This window comes from Nocardia pseudovaccinii NBRC 100343, from assembly GCF_001613225.1.
GTDB classification, from domain to species: domain Bacteria; phylum Actinomycetota; class Actinomycetes; order Mycobacteriales; family Mycobacteriaceae; genus Nocardia; species Nocardia pseudovaccinii.
Genome location: NZ_BDBY01000219.1, coordinates 17,523 through 35,813, shown reverse-complemented (window position 1 = coordinate 35,813; position 18,291 = coordinate 17,523). Strand labels below are relative to the sequence as shown.

Genomic DNA, 18,291 nt, shown 5'->3' with positions numbered 1-18,291 from the left:
CCATCGCACCACCGCCGCCGGAACCTGCGCCCGCGCGACTTCCACCGTTCTGGACCGCGAGCGCGAAGCGGTTTGCAATCCATTCATTCCCACGGTCGAGGTTGCCGGTGAAACGCCTGGCCTGTAGGAAGGCGACGATCATCACCACCGCGGTGAAGAACAAAACCGCGATTTCCCGGCCTTTCGCCTGTTTCAGCATCTCGTTCTCGATCAATGCTATGACCGCGACAAAAGCGATTTCAGCGGCCATCCGGAAGAACGAAAAGAAACCGTGCACAATACTGCGGATCGTGAACGTCTGCGTAGGACCGTACACATAGCCACCCGCGGCGAAGCCGAAGAGGCCCATAAATGCCCAATAGATCGAATCGAGCCCGGACCAGACAATCCTGATGGACATATATCCGAAGAAGGGTACGATCCCGAGCAACATCAATACCAGCACCAGCAGACCGGCGCCGATCTGTCCCATGCTCGGATTGTCCGCGGCCGAGGCAGCGGCGGAATCACCGCATGACTTCAAACCCTTCTTGACCTGGCTGTCGCTTCCGGCCGACATGCCGGACGACCACGCAGCGGCACAACCCGGCCGATCGTCGACGACGTGGCCGAAGTTCCACACCTGTAGCGGGTGCCGCACGAAATTGTCGACCATGTTCTGCTGCATGGTCTGTGCCAGCGCCGCAGGATTCGGGCTGCTGTCACCGTTCACACCAGCCGCCACCGAAAGCCCGACGTCGCGGCCCTGAGCCAGCATGCCGTGCGGGGACAATACCTCGTCGAGCGGATCTCTGAGGAACAGCGCACTCAAGCTCGCCAGCACCAGCAGGGTCATGATCTGGAACGAAGCCTTGGCGAAAAAACCACGAGCCACGAAATAAGCGACGAAGAATGCGCCCAGCGTGACGAAGAAGAAGAACATCGCCGTCGTCGCGATCTGAGCGGTGACGCCTTCGGCAGCCCCGGACAATGGCGCGCGGAGCCAATCGAGCCAACCCAGGCCGACCGCGGAGTCGTACCCCCAGATCGGCAGGACCACAACAATAAGGAATAACGCGCACATAAGACCGAGGACCGACGCCATCACGGTCGTTATCGGATGGAATATGCTTCCGTCGCTCGTAATATACGTATATCGCGACACCGGGACACCATACGAATCCCGCATATTCGTGAAGCCGAGCGCGCTGTTACCGCCGGACTGCGCGGTATCGGTGTCGGTTTGCGCGCCCGCCACCGCACCGAGCGCGACCGGCAGCACGACGAGCACGAAGAAAGCGACGAGCCCCCAGAAGATCCAGCGTCGGCGTCGAGTCGCCGTGATCCACAGCCAACATCGATGCGCGAGCACCCTCGGCTGCCAGTGGACAGGATCCCAGGACTCCAGCTCGCTCCGCAGATCGGACCCATGCCACGCGCGCGACCAGGTGGGCACGGTGGACGGGAGTCTCATGCGATTTCCTGACGTTGCGGCAATGCGGAGCGAGTGGCGCCCTTCCCCGAGGGCGTACTGCTGATCGCCTCGGCGCGATCGGCGCGCGCCGGACCGAGCACCTTGCCACGGCCGATGCGGTTGAGCGCGTCCCGCATGAACATCTCGCCGCGCCGTTCCTCCGGCACCTGCCGACCTTGGCCGACCGGGGGCGAGGTCTCTTCGCGCAGGATCTGCAGCAGGAACGGCGCCTCCTCCAGATCGACGCCGAGCCATTCCAGACTGTTGCGGGCCAGCGTTTCATCGCGCTGCCGGAAGACGAACCGGTTGGGAATCAGGTTGTGCGCCGCGCCTTGGAAGTCCGTCGCCGGATCATGGGATGCCAATCCGATTGCGGCCAAATGCTTTCGACCGTCACGACTGAAGTCGGAGGTCACCGCCGAGCCGACCTGGGTCTGGGTGAAATGGTGCGCCTCGTCGCCGACCAGCAGACCGAATCTGCCGTTGTCGGTGAGGAACGCTTCCCGGGCGGCGACGCCGACCAGCTCGTACAGCGCGGTACCGAGACGCTTGGTCAGCGGCAACCGGTTGTACAGGTGCGGGGTGGTGAGTTCCTCCGCGGTCGGCAAGGCGAGATTGTGGCTACGGACCACCGTCGCCGCGGCATCGAGCCGCAGTGGTCGCAGCTTCGGATCGAACAACACCGGAACCCGGTCGACCACCGTCCCGAGCCGCGCCGCCAGATCAGCGTAGTCCTCGCCCACCCCGGGTGTGTCCCGCAGCCGCCGGACGACTTGCAGGAAGTCCAGCAGACTCCGAATGCCGTGCTCGGCAATACCTCTCGGCGAGAGCAGATTGCTCGCGGCCGCGCCGGCGCCGGATGTCGGCGACAGATCCAGCAGCGGCAGAATCGAATCCAGCGCCCGCTCCCCCGCGATCCGTGGATCGAACAGACGCAACGGGTCCAAGGACACCGTCGGATTGGCCAGATCGATGATGACCGCATTGTCGATCGAGGACGCGAAATGCTCCCATTCGCCGACCTGACTGCGATCGATGGCCAGGAATTGCCCGCCCATATCGTGGACCAGCACGGCCATGAGCTTCAAGAAATACGACTTGCCGGATCCGAGCTCGCCGGTGACCGCGAACGAGGCGGACAGGTCGTGCAGCGCCGCCTCCATGATCCCGAAATGGATCGGCTCGAAATTTCCGGACAACAGATTGACCCCGATCACCGGTCCACTGTCATCGCCGATCTGGCTGGTGGTGAACGGTACGAAGCCCGCCCACATATCGGAGGGCACGATATGCGCGAAATCGTCATAGGCCCGCCGCGCCGGACTGCCCGGGATGAGCATCGACCACAGGTCCACCTGCGCGCCGACCGGCGCGGTCATCTCGACATTGAAGCGCCGGTACCGACGTTTGAGCATATTGACCGCATCGATGGTCGCATCGCGCGATGCCGAGCCGATCGCGATCACGGTGGTGAAGGAGACTTCGGATTCACCGCTGTTGACCTCGAAGTGCTGGTTGTACTCGCCTAACATCTGCGCCTTCGACATCAAGGTGTTCTGCGCGAAGGAAACCTCTTGATCCCGCTGATCCATCTGTTCACCGAGCCGCCGCAGACTCAGCTCATTATTCTTGAGCACCTGCTCCGCGGGCTTCGTCGATATCCGCATGCCCCAGTCGACCGTGACGTCCTGCATTCCATCGAGCACACTGAGAAATTCGCTGCCGCCGGGAAAGGACATGCCCGCGTACGGGAATGAGCGCGGAGTAAGCACCGCCTGGTAGGAGGGTTGGAAAACCAGATCCGGCTGTACCACCTTGATCACCGGCACGAAGGAGGGGCGGATGCGTCGATTGCTGTCGGCCTGCGCCCCTTCATCGAGGGCGGCCGAGCCGAAGACAGCCGATGTCGCGTCGTCCAGCACGCCGGCCCGAGTCGGGGCGACCGGATCGCCCACCGCGCCGCGGCTCAGATAGTGCTCCCACAACCATTGGAACAGCGCGGCGGGAACCGGAATCGGATCGAAATCGCCGCCGATGCGCGAGAGGACCTCGTTGGCCTTGTCATCGTATGCATCCAGGTCGGCACGAGACAGCGCGGCGGCGTCGATGGTCGTGGTGGTGCCACGCCACATCCGGGACAAGGCCGAAATACCCGAATTGCTGGCTCCGACCGGGATCGACAGCAGAAATATCCGGGTCTGCGGCAGAATCGCACGCACCCGCTCGAAGGAGGAAACCACCTCGGTGGCGTAATCCTCGCACTCGTCCAAATCCACGCCCTCGACCATTTTGCTCAGCACGTCGAGGGTATTGAGACGAGCCTGAATACCGAGCAGCAGTGAACCGTTCGGCAGATTGTTGATCAGCGAATGATGTGCCGCCTTGACATCGAACTTGTCACTGGCCTTACGCAACCCGTAGCCCAACGGACTGATGAAGTAGTTGGCGGTAACCAGACCACCGTGCGTGAATTGCAGATGCCCGCGAATGGCGGCCGTGGGCTGCAGGTCTCGTTCGAATGCCATCAGTTCCGCCCTCCGGGTAACGCGCCATCGCCGTTCTCAGTCACCTGCGGCAACGTCTTGCTCCATTTTTCGAGAATGTTGAGCGGACGCTCACTCGCCAATACCGCTACCGCCGCGCGGTCATCGACCGCGAGGACCCTCCGGTCGGGCAGGAGGATCACCACGCTCTCCTCTACGAACAGCGTGTGCCGCCCGGACTCCTCGCCAACCGGCATGCCCGACGCGGAAACCGGCCTGCGAACGACGATCAGCCGACCGATCCACAGCATCCGGGATGTCAACCGCACGCCCGTATAAGGCACCAACCCCAATGCGAAGACGGTGACGACGGCGAGGACCGCACCCACCACGAAAGTTATGGCGGGATTGACGGGCAGCGTCATGGCGAGCACCGAGGTGATCACCAGCAGCACGCCGCCGCCGACCAACTGCGGCAAGGTGTATGGCCCGAACGGGAGTTTCTGCCCGTTCTGGGCCTTGCCGATCATGGTGGGGACCCGTTTGATCGGCGTGAACACCTTGACGACTTGGGTCACTGGCGGTACATCCCGCCGATCGGTTGGTCTTGGACGATCCGGCTATTGGAGTCGACGCGCGCGTAGTTGAGCAGGGTGGGCAGCGTCCAGAACAGGATCCCCGCCATCAACGCCGAGAGGGTGACGCCGATGAGCTTGCCCGGCGACAGCTTCGACTTCACCCCTTCGGAGATGAGCAGAACCATGCCGCAACCGGCGATGACGATCATCCCCGCCCAACGTATGAAGATCAGCCCGTTGTAGAGGATGATGCTCATTTGACTACCCATGAGGATGCCTTTCTGTTCAGTTCTGTGTCGCCGGTGGGATCGACACCGCGGAACTGGGTGCTGAGGTCGCTGTGCTGGTTGGGGCGCCGCCCGACCCTTCATTGGCGGCGACGACCGTCATGGGTTCGCGAAGCTCGGGCATCGAATCCAGGTACTCCACCTGCCACTGCCCGGCGGTCTGGATCATCGTCAGGGGATAGGCCAGAGTCGGCGCGGCGCCGCTGGCGGTCTTCGGGTTGACCGTGACCAACACGCGGGCGTTCGATCCGCCGACACCACAGCCGGCGTCGTCCGATGAGACCGTTGTGGTCTCCGCCGAGGTGAACGGCGCGGGCCGCAGCGCGGCGATGCCGGAGTTCGGTACGGTGTAGCGCGCGATATCGCCGGAGCCGGTGAGATATGCCGATAGAAATCCGGAGGCCACCTGCGCCAGTGGCGATTCCGCGCCACACGGGTTCTGATATCCCAACACCAGATCGATACCGCGTCCCGGCGGCTCGACCGCTGCGGGCACCGCCAAGGCACGTCGCCTGCCGTCCGCCGCCACCGATACCGCGACTCGGTAGTACTCGCGATTGCCGCTGGCTCCGGCACCGGTCTTGGCTACCCGGACCGACACCGTGACCGACCAGACGTCGAATGCGTCGGTACTCAGATTGCGTGAGGTGAACACCACGATCGGATCCGACACCTGTCGCCCGGTCGCGGGCAGATTGATCTGTTGTCCACCACCGACGTACTCGCCGAGGCGCTCCTGCTGTCCGGACGAGGCGCTCAGGTAGGTGACCACGAACTCCTCGGCGAACGACTCGGCCAGCCTGGCGTGGCCGATGATCGCGGTAGACATCGTGTCCGGTGACTTGGCGACCGGCTTATCGGCGAACCAGCCGAGGATCGTACGACCACCACCGAGCACAGCGAGCACGGCGATGACGGCCACAATGGCATTGTCGCGGCGGCGGCGTGCGGCCATCCGGCGAAGTAATTCCTCGCCCGAATCTGCCTGCCTGCCAGCCGTTGTCCGCACTCTCGAAATGGTAGAGAGCCGAACCGCTCCCAATTGCCCCACTGTTCCCGCGCCTGGGAATAACGCCAATCAGTAGGCAGGGGTGCGTTTCATACGGTCGACCAGCCAATGACGCAGCTGATCGTCGTAACCTACCGGCGCGTGCGGCTCGATAGCCTGCTGATGCGGCTCGAGCACGGGCACGTCATCGGCGACCCGTACCAACTGCGCGATCGCCAGCGGCCTCGTCGAATATCCGGGGTACGGATACAGCAGCAATGACGTCGGCGTATAACCGCCGCCATAGTTGAGCGCACGCATCGTGACCCCAGCGGTTTCCCCCACCCGCAGTCGATCACTGATCTCGATCAACCGGACCCGATCGTCCGGATGAAATACGTCGATTGGCTGAAACAGATAATCCCAGCGCACCCATGGCGCCGGATCGGTGAGCCAATGCGAAATGCTGGTGTGCTCGAGTTGCACAACCGCCAGGTGAGTTCCGGCACGACGATGCGCCTCACGCAACCCGACCCGCTCCAGCGTGGCCCAGGAGGCGGGCTGATCGTCGGCGGAGACGTCCTCGATCAGCCACCAGGCCCCTCGGGTCCGCTCGTCGTCACGGGCCCGAATCGTGATGCGCCAGCGCCCAGCTCGGCCGGAGCTGTGCGGCACCGTGACATCGAACTGCAGTTTGTCCCCCGGTTTGGGGTCGTAGAGCAGATCGAGCACCTCGGCGTGCCGATCGAACGCCGACATCCGGTGGAACAGCTCAGCGATCGACATCCTCGGCACATATTCCTCCGGCGCACTTCCGGAGAGCCGGGTGACGCCGATGGGCTGCTGAATGGTTTGGGAATTCAGATCCCAGATCACGCCCACCGCGGCGCGCAACTCCGGCGCCCGCGCTGCCGTCGGTCCGAGCCAGAGCCGGATCGCGTGCACATCGCCCGCGGGCCCGAATATCGGCCGGATCTTCAACTCGTGCATACCCGAACGGGTCGGGATCCGCAGATCCACATCCTCGGCCTGGTCGCGTGCCGCCTGCATGGCCGCGGCCAGCCGCGCGGTTGTCAGACTGTCATAGACCGCAGGCATTTTCGCCAGTAGCCGTTGGAGAACCCGCGGCCAGCCCGCGAACTCACGCGGTGCTTCCCCCACCGACGCCACGGACATCGTGTCCGGCGTCAACGTTTCGATGGTCACCCATGGGATTACTGCGTCGCTCCGCATCTCGCTTGCCCGTACCAGCCGTTCCTCCGGAGTCATGACTCAGCTGAGCCATGATCGTGACCTGCTCAATGTACCGTTGTTTAGCGGTCCAATCAACAGGTCAGGAACAGGTTCACCTGAACGAAGTCTTGTGATTCATACCGGACGGAGCAAACCGAATGCTGGTTTCTTAACCTAGTCCTAAGACAAGATGAACGGCGGCACAGGCGTTCCCGGGCACACGCGTACGCCGCCGATCAGCCAAGGAGCCTTGGTGACCTGCGGATACTCCGCTACGCAACGGCGTTCGGACAATTCGAACGACGCCGCGCCCGAACGAGTGACGACATGGATCGAGCACCGCGTCGCCACCGCGGCCTTCGCCTGCGAATCGCTCTGTTAGCCGCCGGTTTTCCCGGTGGACATGTCGGCCAGGACGACTAGTCGGCGACCTGGGCCGCCGCCTCCTGGGCCATCACCGCGAGCAGACCCGCGCCCGCCAGTACGCCGAGCAGGTCCAACTCCGACGGAACCACGCGCAGTGCAGTCAGAAAGCCGAGGCGGGCGTGCGTTGCCACAGACGCGGCGAGCGGCTTCCACAGTGCCGGGCCGGATTTCGCAACGGTGCCGCCTACGGCCACCAAATCGATATCCAGCAGTGACGCCACCGAGGCGATCGCACGGCCGAGGGCCGTGCCAGCCCGGTTCAGCGCGGACACGGCGATCTCGTCGCCGCCCTGTGCGGCCCCGACAAGGGCCTCCACCGAGTTCCCGACCCACCCTTGACTGTTGGCCCACCGCAATATCGAGGCACCACTCGCTACCGCTTCCAGGCAGCCGCGTCCCCCGCATTCGCAGAGGTCGTCGAAGCCGGGCACCAGAACATGACCGAAATGCCCGGCATTCCCGGTGCGCCCCACCACGACGAACCCACCGACCATGACTCCGGCGGCGATCCGGTCCGAGACGACCACCGAAAGGGAGTCCGAGACCACGCTGGTAGCACCGAAATTCCGCTCGGCCAAGGCCACACATACACCGTCGAGTGCGAGTTGCACCAGCGCGATCGGAAAGATCTTCTGCACCGCGTCCACGAGGGCGAAACCAGCTCGCCACTCCGGGATCTGGGGCGGCGCCACCACCCCGGCCGCCATGTCGACCGGCCCCATCGAACCGATGCCGACGGCGGTGACTTCGGTACCTTCGGCGCACTCGAGCAGCAGATCGCGACAGGCGGCCCACGCGCCGCCGGACGGTATGGGAAGCCTGCGAACCTCGTCGGGATCGGCGTCGTCGGCGACGCGAGTCACCGCGAACCCCGCGGGACCGATCTCCAGAGCCAGAATTGTCATGAGCCACTCACCGCCACAAGAATTTCCACTTACTGCCCGGACGCCAATTCGGAACCACCTGTCCCGGCCGACCGTAGCCGATGCCCGAGCACGATACGCCGTCGCGGGGTCGCGGGCACAAGGTCAGCGCACACCGGCCGGGTGCTGTTGCGAATAATGCGAAGTGGCCGCTTGTGATCGATCGGGGTGGTGCGGTGGCGATCGAGGTTTTCCACTACCCTGCCCGCGCTGTCGTAGGCCACTCCGGCCCAGATCATCGCTCGCGGGCCGTCGCCACGTTCCGAGAGTGTCTGCGCCAACTGCTCACATTTGGCGAATAAGGGGCAGTGGTGGCAAGTCTGAATGGCGGCCCGCCAGGATTCCGGGGTGCCGACGTCGAGGTCCCAATCGTCCGGACCATCCGCGCAGGGCGGGCGGTGCGCGGCCTTGGCCGCGGTGGGGATCGCCGAAATCTGTGTCGCCGTTTGCGATCCGATCGCTGGCCGACGCGCCTGCATGATGCTCATAGCCGTCTCCGAGACTGCCGAGGGGTACACGTCGCGCAAGACGTGTCCCGATATCGGGCGGGCATCAGGGCTGCTCAACAGTCCCCGGAAACCGGCAGTGAACTGCCGTACGACGAACGTTAACTTACGATCCGTTACCCGGCAACCGTTTCCGCCGCTATGTAACGGTACATTGACCAAGTAGTGATCCCGACGTATCGTTGGTTAACGGCACGTTCATCCACGGGCCGAGTTCTACGGGGTAAGTTGTGGTTTCCTGTGAGGTATGGCTGTGCAGTCGGAATACACGATCGATGAATTGGCCCGGGTAGCCGACACCACGGTGCGCAGCGTGCGCGTCTACCACGAGCGCGGCCTCCTGCCCTCACCCGAGGTGCGTGGCCGGATCGGCTACTACCGCTCCGACCACCTGGAGCGACTGCAGACCATCAGTCGACTGCTCAGCCGCGGCATGAAGCTGAACGGCATCCGAGAACTGCTCGAGGCCTGGGATCGCGGCGACGGCCTGGCCGACGTGCTCGGTGTCGCGGCCGACCAATCGACCGCCGAGCCGCCGACCACCCCACAGCACGCGGGCGCCGCCCGCGATGAGCAGTCGGCCGAACTGCCGGAGTATGTGAAGCAGGCCCTCGCCTCGAGCAACGATCCGCTGGAGGCCTACCGCCTGACCAATCCGCGCTGCTGCGATCTGGCCACCCGGCTCGTCGACGTCGGCCTCCCGGCAACCGCCGCATTCGAATTGGTCGAGCGGCTGCGCGCCGATTGCGATCGGATCGCCGATCGCTATGCCACCGAGATGTTCTACAGCCTGGCCGGACGCGGCTACGAGCAATCCGAGCGCACCCCCAAGGATCGCACCAAACTCGAGACCGATCTGGCCATTGCGCGACTGATCGCCACCCGCGCGACATCGGAGTTGATCGATCAGGCCTTCGCCAGACACTCCGAATTGCCGCCGACCGCATAACAATTCCAGTCGGCAAACGGCTCGGCGCCTATTTCGCCTCGCGAACGCACAGCCCATTCAGTCGCACAACGACGTTTCGCCCCGCCGAACAGGAATTCACCGCGCCATCGACATCTTTCGCTGAATTCCATACGATTCCCATACGAATCATCCTGAGTTCAATACGTTTTCGATTCTCGGCCGACCATTATATTTGTCTCCGTGTTCGGGCAATCGGATGATCTTGTCGGCAGGCGACTCGGGGCGAACAAGACGAAGCGCCCAAATACGTTGTCGGACTTGGAATTCTGGGACATCGCGCGTTGGCGGCCGCGCGCGGTGATCAATCGATGCGGACACTGGATCGACGCGACTCGACTGCGCCGAATTACGGCGCGGCTGCTGCTCGGCGTGCTCGTGCTGTTCGTTGTTCCGATGACGATCGGCGCAGTGGCGTCGGCGCAGACGGGAACCGCGACCGCCGGGTCCTCGACGATCGATGCCGTCGGTTGGATGAATGTCCGGGATTCACACGGGGTTCCGCTGGCCAATTATGTCTTCGCCACCAATCACGGCAGTATTCTGCATCCCGGGAATGCCGCGTTGTCGACCGCGCTGGATCTGGAATTCGCGGGGTTCATGGCCACCGAGGTCACCGGTATCTGGGCGATCGACTATGTGGTGAGCTTTCGCTGGCTCGACCTGGTCGCGGGACCGCTGAGCCGGGTCGCCGACACCCTGGCCGGTCAAGTCGGCACGCCCATCATCTTTGTGCTCGCGGTAACCATCGGTGCGATACCGGTGGCATGGTTTGTGGTGCGCGGATACTTCTCCAAGGCCACCATGCAGGTGCTGACGATGATCGCGGTCGCGATGTTCAGTCTGCCCTATCTGGCGCATCCGCTGGCCGACGTGCTCTCCTCGGACGGGCTGCTCGCACAGGGACGCGACGTCGGTGTGGCGGTAGCCGCGGGCCTCAACGGCGAATCGAATCCGAGCCCGAATGCGGTTGTGGACTCGATAGAGGGCACACTCGCCGACAACTTCGTGCGTTATCCATTGCAGGTGTGGAACTTCGGCCATGTCGTGGACGATTCACCGGCCTGCCGCGCAGCGTGGTCGGAAGGGGTGTTGGCCGGTAGCGACGACAAGGTCACCAGCGGTATGAAACGCTGCGGCGACACCGCCGCTTACTCCAAGACACAGAATCCCAATGCGGGCCAGATCTGCACCGGCCTGCTGTTGCTGATTTTCGCCGCGGTCCTGCTGATGTTCGGCGTATACCTGTCCGGAAAGATCGTGGTGTCCGCGGCGGAGGCGGTCTATCACGCCTTCATGGCCATCTTCGGCTTCGCCGCGGGCGGATACATCTATGGACCGAGCCAGAACTTCCTGGTGCGCAATCTCGTCGATGCCTTCGTATCGTCCGGGAAGATGGTCGCGTTCACGGTCTATCTCGGCATCTACGCCCTGGTCCTCGGTGATGTGTTCGAACAGGCGAAGGGCCACGGCATCGCGGTCATCTTCATCGGCGGATCGTTCATGATTGTCGGAATCGTGTTGTTGCGCCGGATGAGTCATGGTCTCGCCGCCGGAACCGGGCGGATCGCCAACCAGATCAGCGGTGTGCTCGCCAGCGGGCACACCGGCCAGTCCGGTGGTGGCGCAGGCGGGGCGACGCTGGGATCGGGCGGCAGCATGACCGGAACACAACGGCTCGTCACCGGACTCGCCGCGCTCAACACTTTCAACGCGTCGCCGGTGACCGAATACCTGATGGGCCGTACCCGATCGCCGTTGAGTTCGCGCTCCGGGATGCGGCAGCGAGCGGAACTGGCGAATATGCGTATGGCAGTCGAGGCGGACCGGTTCGGCTGGATTCGCAACTACTACCGCACGCGCGAGCAGATCATCGACTCCGCCAGGTCGGCCGCCGCCACTTACGGCCATACGCCGATGGGTGCCGCGGTCGCGATCGACCGGGTGATCGACCGCGGGGCCAGTCTCGGCGATGCCGAAGCGGCTTTGTTCAGTGCGGGATTCAAAGACAAGGAAATGCGGACCAACGCCATCAAGGCCTACAACTATCGCACGAGTTGGGGGCCGAATATGTGGGACGGGGACAAGCATGTCGGGCAGGCCATTGCCTCGCTCGGTGTGCTCAAGTTGGGCGAGACGCCAGCCAATGTCGCGCTTTTCAAGCGGACCGCGCATCGCCTCGCGGAACGTCGCTTCGCCGATCCCGATCTGCAGTTCAGCAGCTTCACCGCGCCGGAGCAGCAGTTCCTGCGCGACTACTTCATCAACCCCACCGAACCGGTCATTCACGCCATTCGGGATGTCGTGTCGGGCACCGGGAATACGTTGCCCACCCTGACCGGCACCGTGACCCGAGAGCGCGCCGCGCTCATGAACAGGTTCATCAATGTGCATCTGAGTCGGGAGTACCTGGCAGCCGCCGAAGCCGAAGACTTCGCCGCGGCATCGGGAATCCTGCAGAAGATGGCGCTGCCCGAGTACTGGACCGGCAGCAGCACGCTCACACCGTCGAAGGCCATACCGACGTTCTGATGCCGCCGCGATATTCCCGCGCATCGATTCACGTACCGCGCACATCGTCGCGCGCGCCCTCACGTGCGCGGCACCCAGAAGGACCAGATTCTGAGATCGTCACCAATGCACCCCATAACGAGGCTGGTCAGGAACCGCTCTCGCCTCGAGATAGTCCCGCGCACCGATCCTCGCGCCGTGCACCGCGCATCGTTTCGCCCCGCGATTTCATGCGCGGCGTGACAAAAGGCACGCGACATCGCATGTCGCTACCGAGTGCGTCGGGGTATCGACATCCGTCGAGCGCAGTCGTATGGCGGTGTAGTGGAGCGTGTCGTACAGCGTTTCGACTGCACTCGGCGAGCGAGCCGGACCTGGTAGCGCGGCGGCCCATCTGGATGGGCACTCGGCAAGCTTTGGATGAGGCGCCCGTCGAAAGCTGTTTCAGCCGACTTCGAACAGCTGTGCAGCCATGCGACGGCTGGGTTTTCCGTTCGGCAGTTGCGGGAGCCGGTTCACCAGACGGAGCTGGCCCGGAATCTGGTGCTCGGCCAAATGCGCGTGGCAGTGGCGCATGATGTCGCGCTTGGTGGTCTGCGAACCCTCGCGCAAATGGACGACCGCCGCGACATCATCGCCGAGATGCGGATGCGGCACCCGCGTGGCGAGCGACGAGACGACATCGGGATGTTCGTCCAGCGCGGCCTCTACATCGACCGGTGCGACGGCATGGTCACCGCGGTGCGCGATTTCGCTGAGCCGCCCCAGAATTCGCAGACGCCCGTCTGCTTCCCGGCGCGCCACGTCACGCGTGCGCAGCCAGCCGTCGGCGGTGAAGGCGGCGGCGGTGGCCGCAGGATTGCCGACATACCTGCTGAACAGTGCCGTGCCGCGGACTTCCAGTTCGCGACCGCCCGCGATTTCGTCACCGGCCAGCCGGAATTCGACGCCCGTCGGGGTGCCGACCGTACCCGGCACCCGCTCCCACGACGGCGGATCGGCCGCCGCCTGGTGGCTGGTTTCGGCGAGTTCCAGGGCCTCCACGACCGGGCAGTCGAGCAGCCGTTCCGCGCGCTCGGCCGCGAGGCGGGACAGCGGGGCCGAGGCGGTGCGCAGGAAACGCATGCCGCGCGCCCGCTTTCGCGATGCCACCAGTCCCGCGGTGATACCGGCCAGCTGCATCGGCATCACCGTGAGCCAGGTCGGCGCCGCCGCATCCAGTAGCCGGTGCGTTTGGCGCGCCTCGCCCGCGGCGGGCAGCACCATGGTGCACCGGCTGCGCAGTGTCGCCATCAGGTTCGCGAACAGGCCGTGGCTCTGCGCCCACGGCAGCAGCGCGATGGTCCGGTCGTCCGGTGTGAGTGCGAAATGGTCTGCGACAGCGGCGATTCCGGCGGCGATATTGGCCTCCGACAGTGCCACCGCCTTCGGCGCTCCGGTGGAGCCGGAGGTGAACAGGATCAGCCGATCGTCCTCGTGCACCGTGGGTGCGAGCACCGTCGGCATCCAGCCGCCGCGGCGCGCAGGCGGGGCCGGGATCCACTCCAGCTGTGCCGGTGGCTCGAATGGGTTGCGCCACAATAGCGTCGGCGAATCGATCGAAGCGAGGGTCGGCGCGACCACCACCCGGGGCCGAGCCAGTGTAAAAATCTGCTGTTTCTCCCGCGCACTCAGCCGCGGATCCACCGGCGCGAATACCGCACCGATATTCCAGGCGGCCGACATTACGACGGCGAAGGCAGGAGAATTCGGTAGTTCGGCGACCACCACGTCACCCACACCGACGCCATTCTTCTTCAAACTCCACGCGACAGTTTCGGCCCACGCCTCCAGCTGACCGAATGATAGGAGTGGATCGGCATCGGCGGAAACAAGAAACGGCCGATCGCAGGCATCCATCAATTGTCCTTCCGATGGCGCGGGGTGGTGTCCCACTCCCCTTGCGGAATTCGACATTCCGCAAGCGGGAGTGGGGTCACGAACGGCACCCATCGCAGGTCGCGGCGGCTTTCCCCGGCACCTCCCGGCAAGGGGGAACAAGAGGTGAGCAATGGAACCCGAAGGGCCGCGCGACCGACGCCTTTCCGCATCGTGACGCCTCCGGCACCACATCGAGGTCCAATTCTTAGCGGTGCCAGGGCAGAACAGTACCGCCACAACACGGCCGTCCGCACAATCTCCGTTCCCATTTTTGGGAACGCGACTTACGCTGCACTGTCTGGGATCAACCGGAGGGTGCATGTCTGATCAGTACGAGCCGACCGGCCGCAAAAGGGATGCGGCCGCAACGCGACTCGCCATTTTGGCGGCGGCACAACAACTGTTCGCCGAACGCGGCTACGAGCGCGCCACGGTGCGCGAGATAGCCGCACGGGCCGGGGTGAATCAGGCGCTGCTGTTCCGGTACTTCGGCAATAAGGACGAACTGTTCCGCGCCTCGATTGCGGACCGGGGTAGGCGCGTGCTCGAGGAAGGACCTGCCGAAGCATTGCTCGGCCGCCTACTGGCACGCGCGCTCGAGCCCACCGGCTCTGCGGCACAGGCACATTGGCTACAGGCCGCGCTGCGCTCCAGCGGACATGACGAGGGTGCGGCCGCGGTGCGGCGGGAACTGGGCGACGAGTACGTGGGCGCGCTATCCGCACTCACCGATGGAGCCGATGCCGAGTTGCGCGCCGATCTCCTGCTCGCCTGGTTGCTCGGCATCGGCCTGGTTCGTTCGGTGCATCGCCGGGATCCGCTGGCCAGCGCCGATCCGGCCGCGGTTGCCGAGCATGTGCTGCGCGCCGCGCGGGTGCTATTGGAACGGGTAGACGTGAAATTCCCACCGTCCTAACGGGATTCAACCGTTGACGGGCCGCCGGGCCCTCCCTACCATCAAGTGTAAGCACTTGCTTACATCGCTCGAAAACCAACCGCCTGTGTCGCGGAGGGAGATCTGATGAGGGCAGCATCGCGAAGCGATTCGATGGAGGGTGACGGTCAGGCGACGGGCGGTCCTGTCGACCACGAGGTACGGAGTTTCCCATTCGGCACTCCGGTCCGCCTGGATATGGATCCGCTCTACGCGCGGCTGCGCCGAGAGGAACCGATCAGCCGCGTACGACTCCCTTACGGCGGCGAGGGCTGGCTGGTCACCCGTTACGAGGACGTCAAACAGGTACTCGCCGACCCGAGATTCAGCCGTGCGGCGGCGGTCGAACGCGAGGATATTCCGCGCACAACGCCGGAACCCGCGCGCCGCAATTCGCTGCTGAGCATGGATCCGCCGGAGCACACGCGGCTACGCAAACTCGTGGTCAAGGCGTTCACCGGCCGCCGGGTCCAGGCGTTGCGCCCGCGCGCCCAGCAGATCGTGGACGAGCGTCTCGACGAAATCGAGCGATCCGGCCCACCGGCCGATCTGGTGCGCCTGCTCGCCTTGCCGCTGCCGGTCACCGTGATCTGCGAAATGCTCGGCGTCCCACCGCAAGACCAGCACCGCTTCCGGGATTTCTCCGATGCGGTGCTGTCCACCACCGCATACACTCGCGAACAGATCAGCACCGCACGCGCGGGCCTGGAGGCATATCTCGCCGAGCTCGTGGCGCAGCGTCGCGAGCAGCCGACCGACGATCTGCTCGGCGCATTGGTCGCCGCGCGCGATGACGAGGACCGGCTCAGCGAGGCGGAGTTGGTCAACCTGGGTATCGGCTTGCTCATCGCGGGCCACGAGACCACGGCCAATCAGATCGCCAACTTCACCTATGTGCTCCTGACCGAGCCCGAACACTGGGAATTGCTCTGCGGCAGACCAGAACTCGTCCCCAGCGCGGTGGAGGAACTACTGCGCTACGTCCAATTGGGTGCGGGCGGTTCCTTTCCCAGAATCGCCACCGAGGATCTCGAGCTCGGTGGGGTCGAAATCCGGTCCGGTGAGTCGGTATTCGTCAATACCCAGGCCGCCAACCGTGACGAGACCGTCTTCGACGACCCCGAAGACCTGATCCTGACCCGAGAATGCAACCCGCACATGGCCTTCGGACACGGAGCACACCACTGCCTCGGCGCGCAACTGGCCAGAGTTGAGCTGCAAGTAGCGCTCGCGTCGCTGCTGCAACGATTCCCGACCCTGCACCTCGCCGTACCCGTCGACGAGGTGCCGTGGAAGAGTGGTTTGCTGGTGCGCGGACCGAAAGCCCTCCCCGTCGCTTGGTAGGCGTCTCCGAGGTCACAGGTTGCCGCGAGATCGACGCGGCCCGGCGCACCTTCTGCCATGTCAGGCACCAAATCGCGGGACAAATCGTGCGCGGCGCGAGAATCGGTGCTTGGAAACATTCCGAACCCGAGGCTCCGGTCGCCGAAGACGCTGAGCCCGCGCTCCCGGTGGACAACTCGACCCGGCCCACCCGCGCGCCCACCTGCGCAACGAGGCGACGCGGCGCAACTTGCTTGAGAACCCAGCACCGCGCCGGTTGTACGGCACGCTGAGGCGAAGCCGCCGTTAACGCGACTCTGCAAGGGCGGCCGCGACTTCGTGGCACGACTCCCGGAGGAGGTCGCAGTAGTCGTTGAGATCCGGGACGATCTCGGGGTCACACACCACCGATACGGTGAAGGTGTCGCCCGCGCCGACGAACGAATGCGCCAAACCGATTTCCGGATACACCGGCGGCAGCATGCCTGCGAAGCGAAACGGCTTGCCCGCCAGTGACCATTCGACGGTCGGCTCACAGCGAATGCTGGTGAGGATGGTGTGTGCATAGGCCGGGGCGTCCGGGTCGGCGGGCGCGAGCGTACCGAATCGCGTTCGGTAGGTGCGACTGGGCAACAGGTCGATGAGTCCGAGTCGATTGAGTTCCCGGCGACCCGACGGCGAATCGCGGCGCACACGAAGTGTGGCGTCGACCGCGCGTGCACGAGCGGCGAGGTCGGGTTCCGCAGCGGCCAGCTCGACTGCGGCGGCCCCGACGTAATTGACACCCATCACCGGCGCGTCGGGCACCGCGACGGTCACCAATACCGCGAGATCGTCAGGACACGAGCCATCCCGCTTTTCGAGATAGCGCTGCATCGTGCGGGATATCGCCGTCAGTCCGAGGGCCGTCACCGTGATCCCCGGCGCACGAACGTCCCGCAGCTCCAACGGAATCGACCGCATGGCACGTCCCGGCCCGATCCGGCGATTGAGCACAGTGGCGGTGACCGGTGGCGTGTTCGGGCCGCTGTCGTCGTTTTCACGGGCGATCCGGCGCATCTCACGCCGGACGCGGACGTTGAAACGCAGCGCCTGCAACGGCCAGCGCAGCGCACCAACCATGGCGGCGAGCGCCGGACGTGGGCGCTGAGTGGCGGGACCCTGCCCCTCGATCCGCAATGGCACCGAGGCGAACAATGCCTCTGACAGCGGCGTCATGGCCGGACCCGCCATCAGCGCATGACTGACATGTATCAGCACAACGGCACCCACGCCGCTCGGCGTCGCGATACCGCTCACGTTCGGAAATACGTGCAGCTGCCAGGCACTGACCCGGGCATCCAGTGGCTGCGCCAGAATGCGCCCGATCTCGTCCTGACACTGCGCCCAATCCAGTTGCGCCGCAGCATGCGTGACGATGTGGGCGTCGATCGGGCTGTCGTCGGCCACCCAGAACGGGTGCCCGAGCCCGCCGGGCACCTCCTGGATCCGACGGCGCAGCGGTTCGAGCAGATCGGCCCGCGCGCCGAAGTGATCGGCGATATCGGCGGCGGTCAGTGGCGTGTCGCCGTTGTCGAATACCCACCACATCGGCCAGTCGGTAACCCGGCCCGAGCAGGCCAAGTAGTAATAGGCGGCGTCATTGGCCACCATCTGTGCTTCATACATCATGCTGCTCTCGTCGATCCGATTGCTGCACTATGCCATCCGTCATGGGCGATCACGTCTGCCGGAATCCACATCGGGTGTCGCCGCGACC

14 protein-coding genes are annotated in these 18,291 nt (G+C 64.6%); 4 read left to right on the top strand and 10 right to left on the bottom strand.

The window, feature by feature from the left end; all coding sequences use genetic code 11:
- The 8 genes from NP3_RS27975 to NP3_RS27935 all read right to left on the bottom strand — a co-directional run.
- Window positions 1-1,270 (bottom strand): hypothetical protein (locus tag NP3_RS27975; RefSeq protein ID WP_157124583.1); only part of this gene is annotated, 1,270 nt, incomplete at its 3' end.
- Between the two features lie 179 nt (window positions 1,271-1,449).
- Window positions 1,450-3,978 (bottom strand): ATP-binding protein, encoded by a 2,529-nt coding sequence (locus NP3_RS27970; protein WP_063044593.1) that lies wholly within the window; start codon window positions 3,976-3,978, stop codon window positions 1,450-1,452.
- The gene (locus tag NP3_RS27965) at window positions 3,978-4,514 is read right to left on the bottom strand and encodes a hypothetical protein (protein WP_174566271.1); all 537 of its coding nucleotides are present in this window, start codon (window positions 4,512-4,514) and stop codon (window positions 3,978-3,980) included. Before NP3_RS27965 ends, NP3_RS27970 begins: the two co-directional genes overlap by 1 nt.
- On the bottom strand, window positions 4,511-4,771 hold the full coding sequence (locus NP3_RS27960; RefSeq protein ID WP_245721141.1) for a hypothetical protein: 261 nt from the start codon (window positions 4,769-4,771) through the stop codon (window positions 4,511-4,513). Before NP3_RS27960 ends, NP3_RS27965 begins: the two co-directional genes overlap by 4 nt.
- Window positions 4,772-4,799: 28 nt before the next feature.
- Window positions 4,800-5,810, bottom strand: a complete 1,011-nt coding sequence (locus tag NP3_RS27955) for a conjugal transfer protein (protein WP_245721140.1) — start codon at window positions 5,808-5,810, stop codon at window positions 4,800-4,802.
- Between the two features lie 69 nt (window positions 5,811-5,879).
- Entirely contained in the window at window positions 5,880-6,995 is a 1,116-nt protein-coding gene (locus NP3_RS27950; RefSeq protein WP_063044590.1) for a GAF domain-containing protein, read from the bottom strand.
- A 446-nt stretch (window positions 6,996-7,441) separates the two neighbouring features.
- Complete coding sequence (locus tag NP3_RS27940) at window positions 7,442-8,353, bottom strand: ROK family protein (protein WP_063044588.1); 912 nt, start codon at window positions 8,351-8,353, stop codon at window positions 7,442-7,444.
- 29 nt (window positions 8,354-8,382) lie between these two features.
- Window positions 8,383-8,859, bottom strand: a complete 477-nt coding sequence (locus NP3_RS27935) for a hypothetical protein (RefSeq protein WP_063044587.1) — start codon at window positions 8,857-8,859, stop codon at window positions 8,383-8,385.
- Window positions 8,860-9,124: 265 nt separating this feature from the next.
- Here NP3_RS27935 and NP3_RS27930 point away from each other — a divergent pair, with 265 nt between their 5' ends.
- Together NP3_RS27930 and NP3_RS27925 are read left to right on the top strand one after the other, a co-directional pair.
- On the top strand, window positions 9,125-9,826 hold the full coding sequence (locus tag NP3_RS27930; RefSeq protein WP_063044586.1) for a MerR family transcriptional regulator: 702 nt from the start codon (window positions 9,125-9,127) through the stop codon (window positions 9,824-9,826).
- Window positions 9,827-10,027: 201 nt separating this feature from the next.
- Entirely contained in the window at window positions 10,028-12,376 is a 2,349-nt protein-coding gene (locus NP3_RS27925; RefSeq protein ID WP_063044585.1) for a hypothetical protein, read from the top strand.
- A gap of 423 nt (window positions 12,377-12,799) precedes the next feature.
- Here NP3_RS27925 and NP3_RS27920 read toward each other — a convergent pair whose 3' ends face one another.
- Complete coding sequence (locus tag NP3_RS27920) at window positions 12,800-14,254, bottom strand: class I adenylate-forming enzyme family protein (protein WP_063044584.1); 1,455 nt, start codon at window positions 14,252-14,254, stop codon at window positions 12,800-12,802.
- A 340-nt stretch (window positions 14,255-14,594) separates the two neighbouring features.
- Between NP3_RS27920 and NP3_RS27915 the strand changes: the two genes are divergently transcribed.
- Together NP3_RS27915 and NP3_RS27910 are read left to right on the top strand one after the other, a co-directional pair.
- A complete protein-coding gene (locus NP3_RS27915) occupies window positions 14,595-15,191 on the top strand; it encodes a TetR/AcrR family transcriptional regulator (protein WP_063044583.1) in 597 nt (198 codons plus the stop codon).
- A 105-nt stretch (window positions 15,192-15,296) separates the two neighbouring features.
- A complete protein-coding gene (locus NP3_RS27910; protein ID WP_245721139.1) occupies window positions 15,297-16,553 on the top strand; it encodes a cytochrome P450 in 1,257 nt (418 codons plus the stop codon).
- A 285-nt stretch (window positions 16,554-16,838) separates the two neighbouring features.
- On the opposite strand, the gene NP3_RS27905 is transcribed toward NP3_RS27910, so the two are convergent.
- Complete coding sequence (locus NP3_RS27905; protein WP_063044581.1) at window positions 16,839-18,203, bottom strand: wax ester/triacylglycerol synthase domain-containing protein; 1,365 nt, start codon at window positions 18,201-18,203, stop codon at window positions 16,839-16,841.
- Window positions 18,204-18,291: the final 88 nt, after the last annotated feature.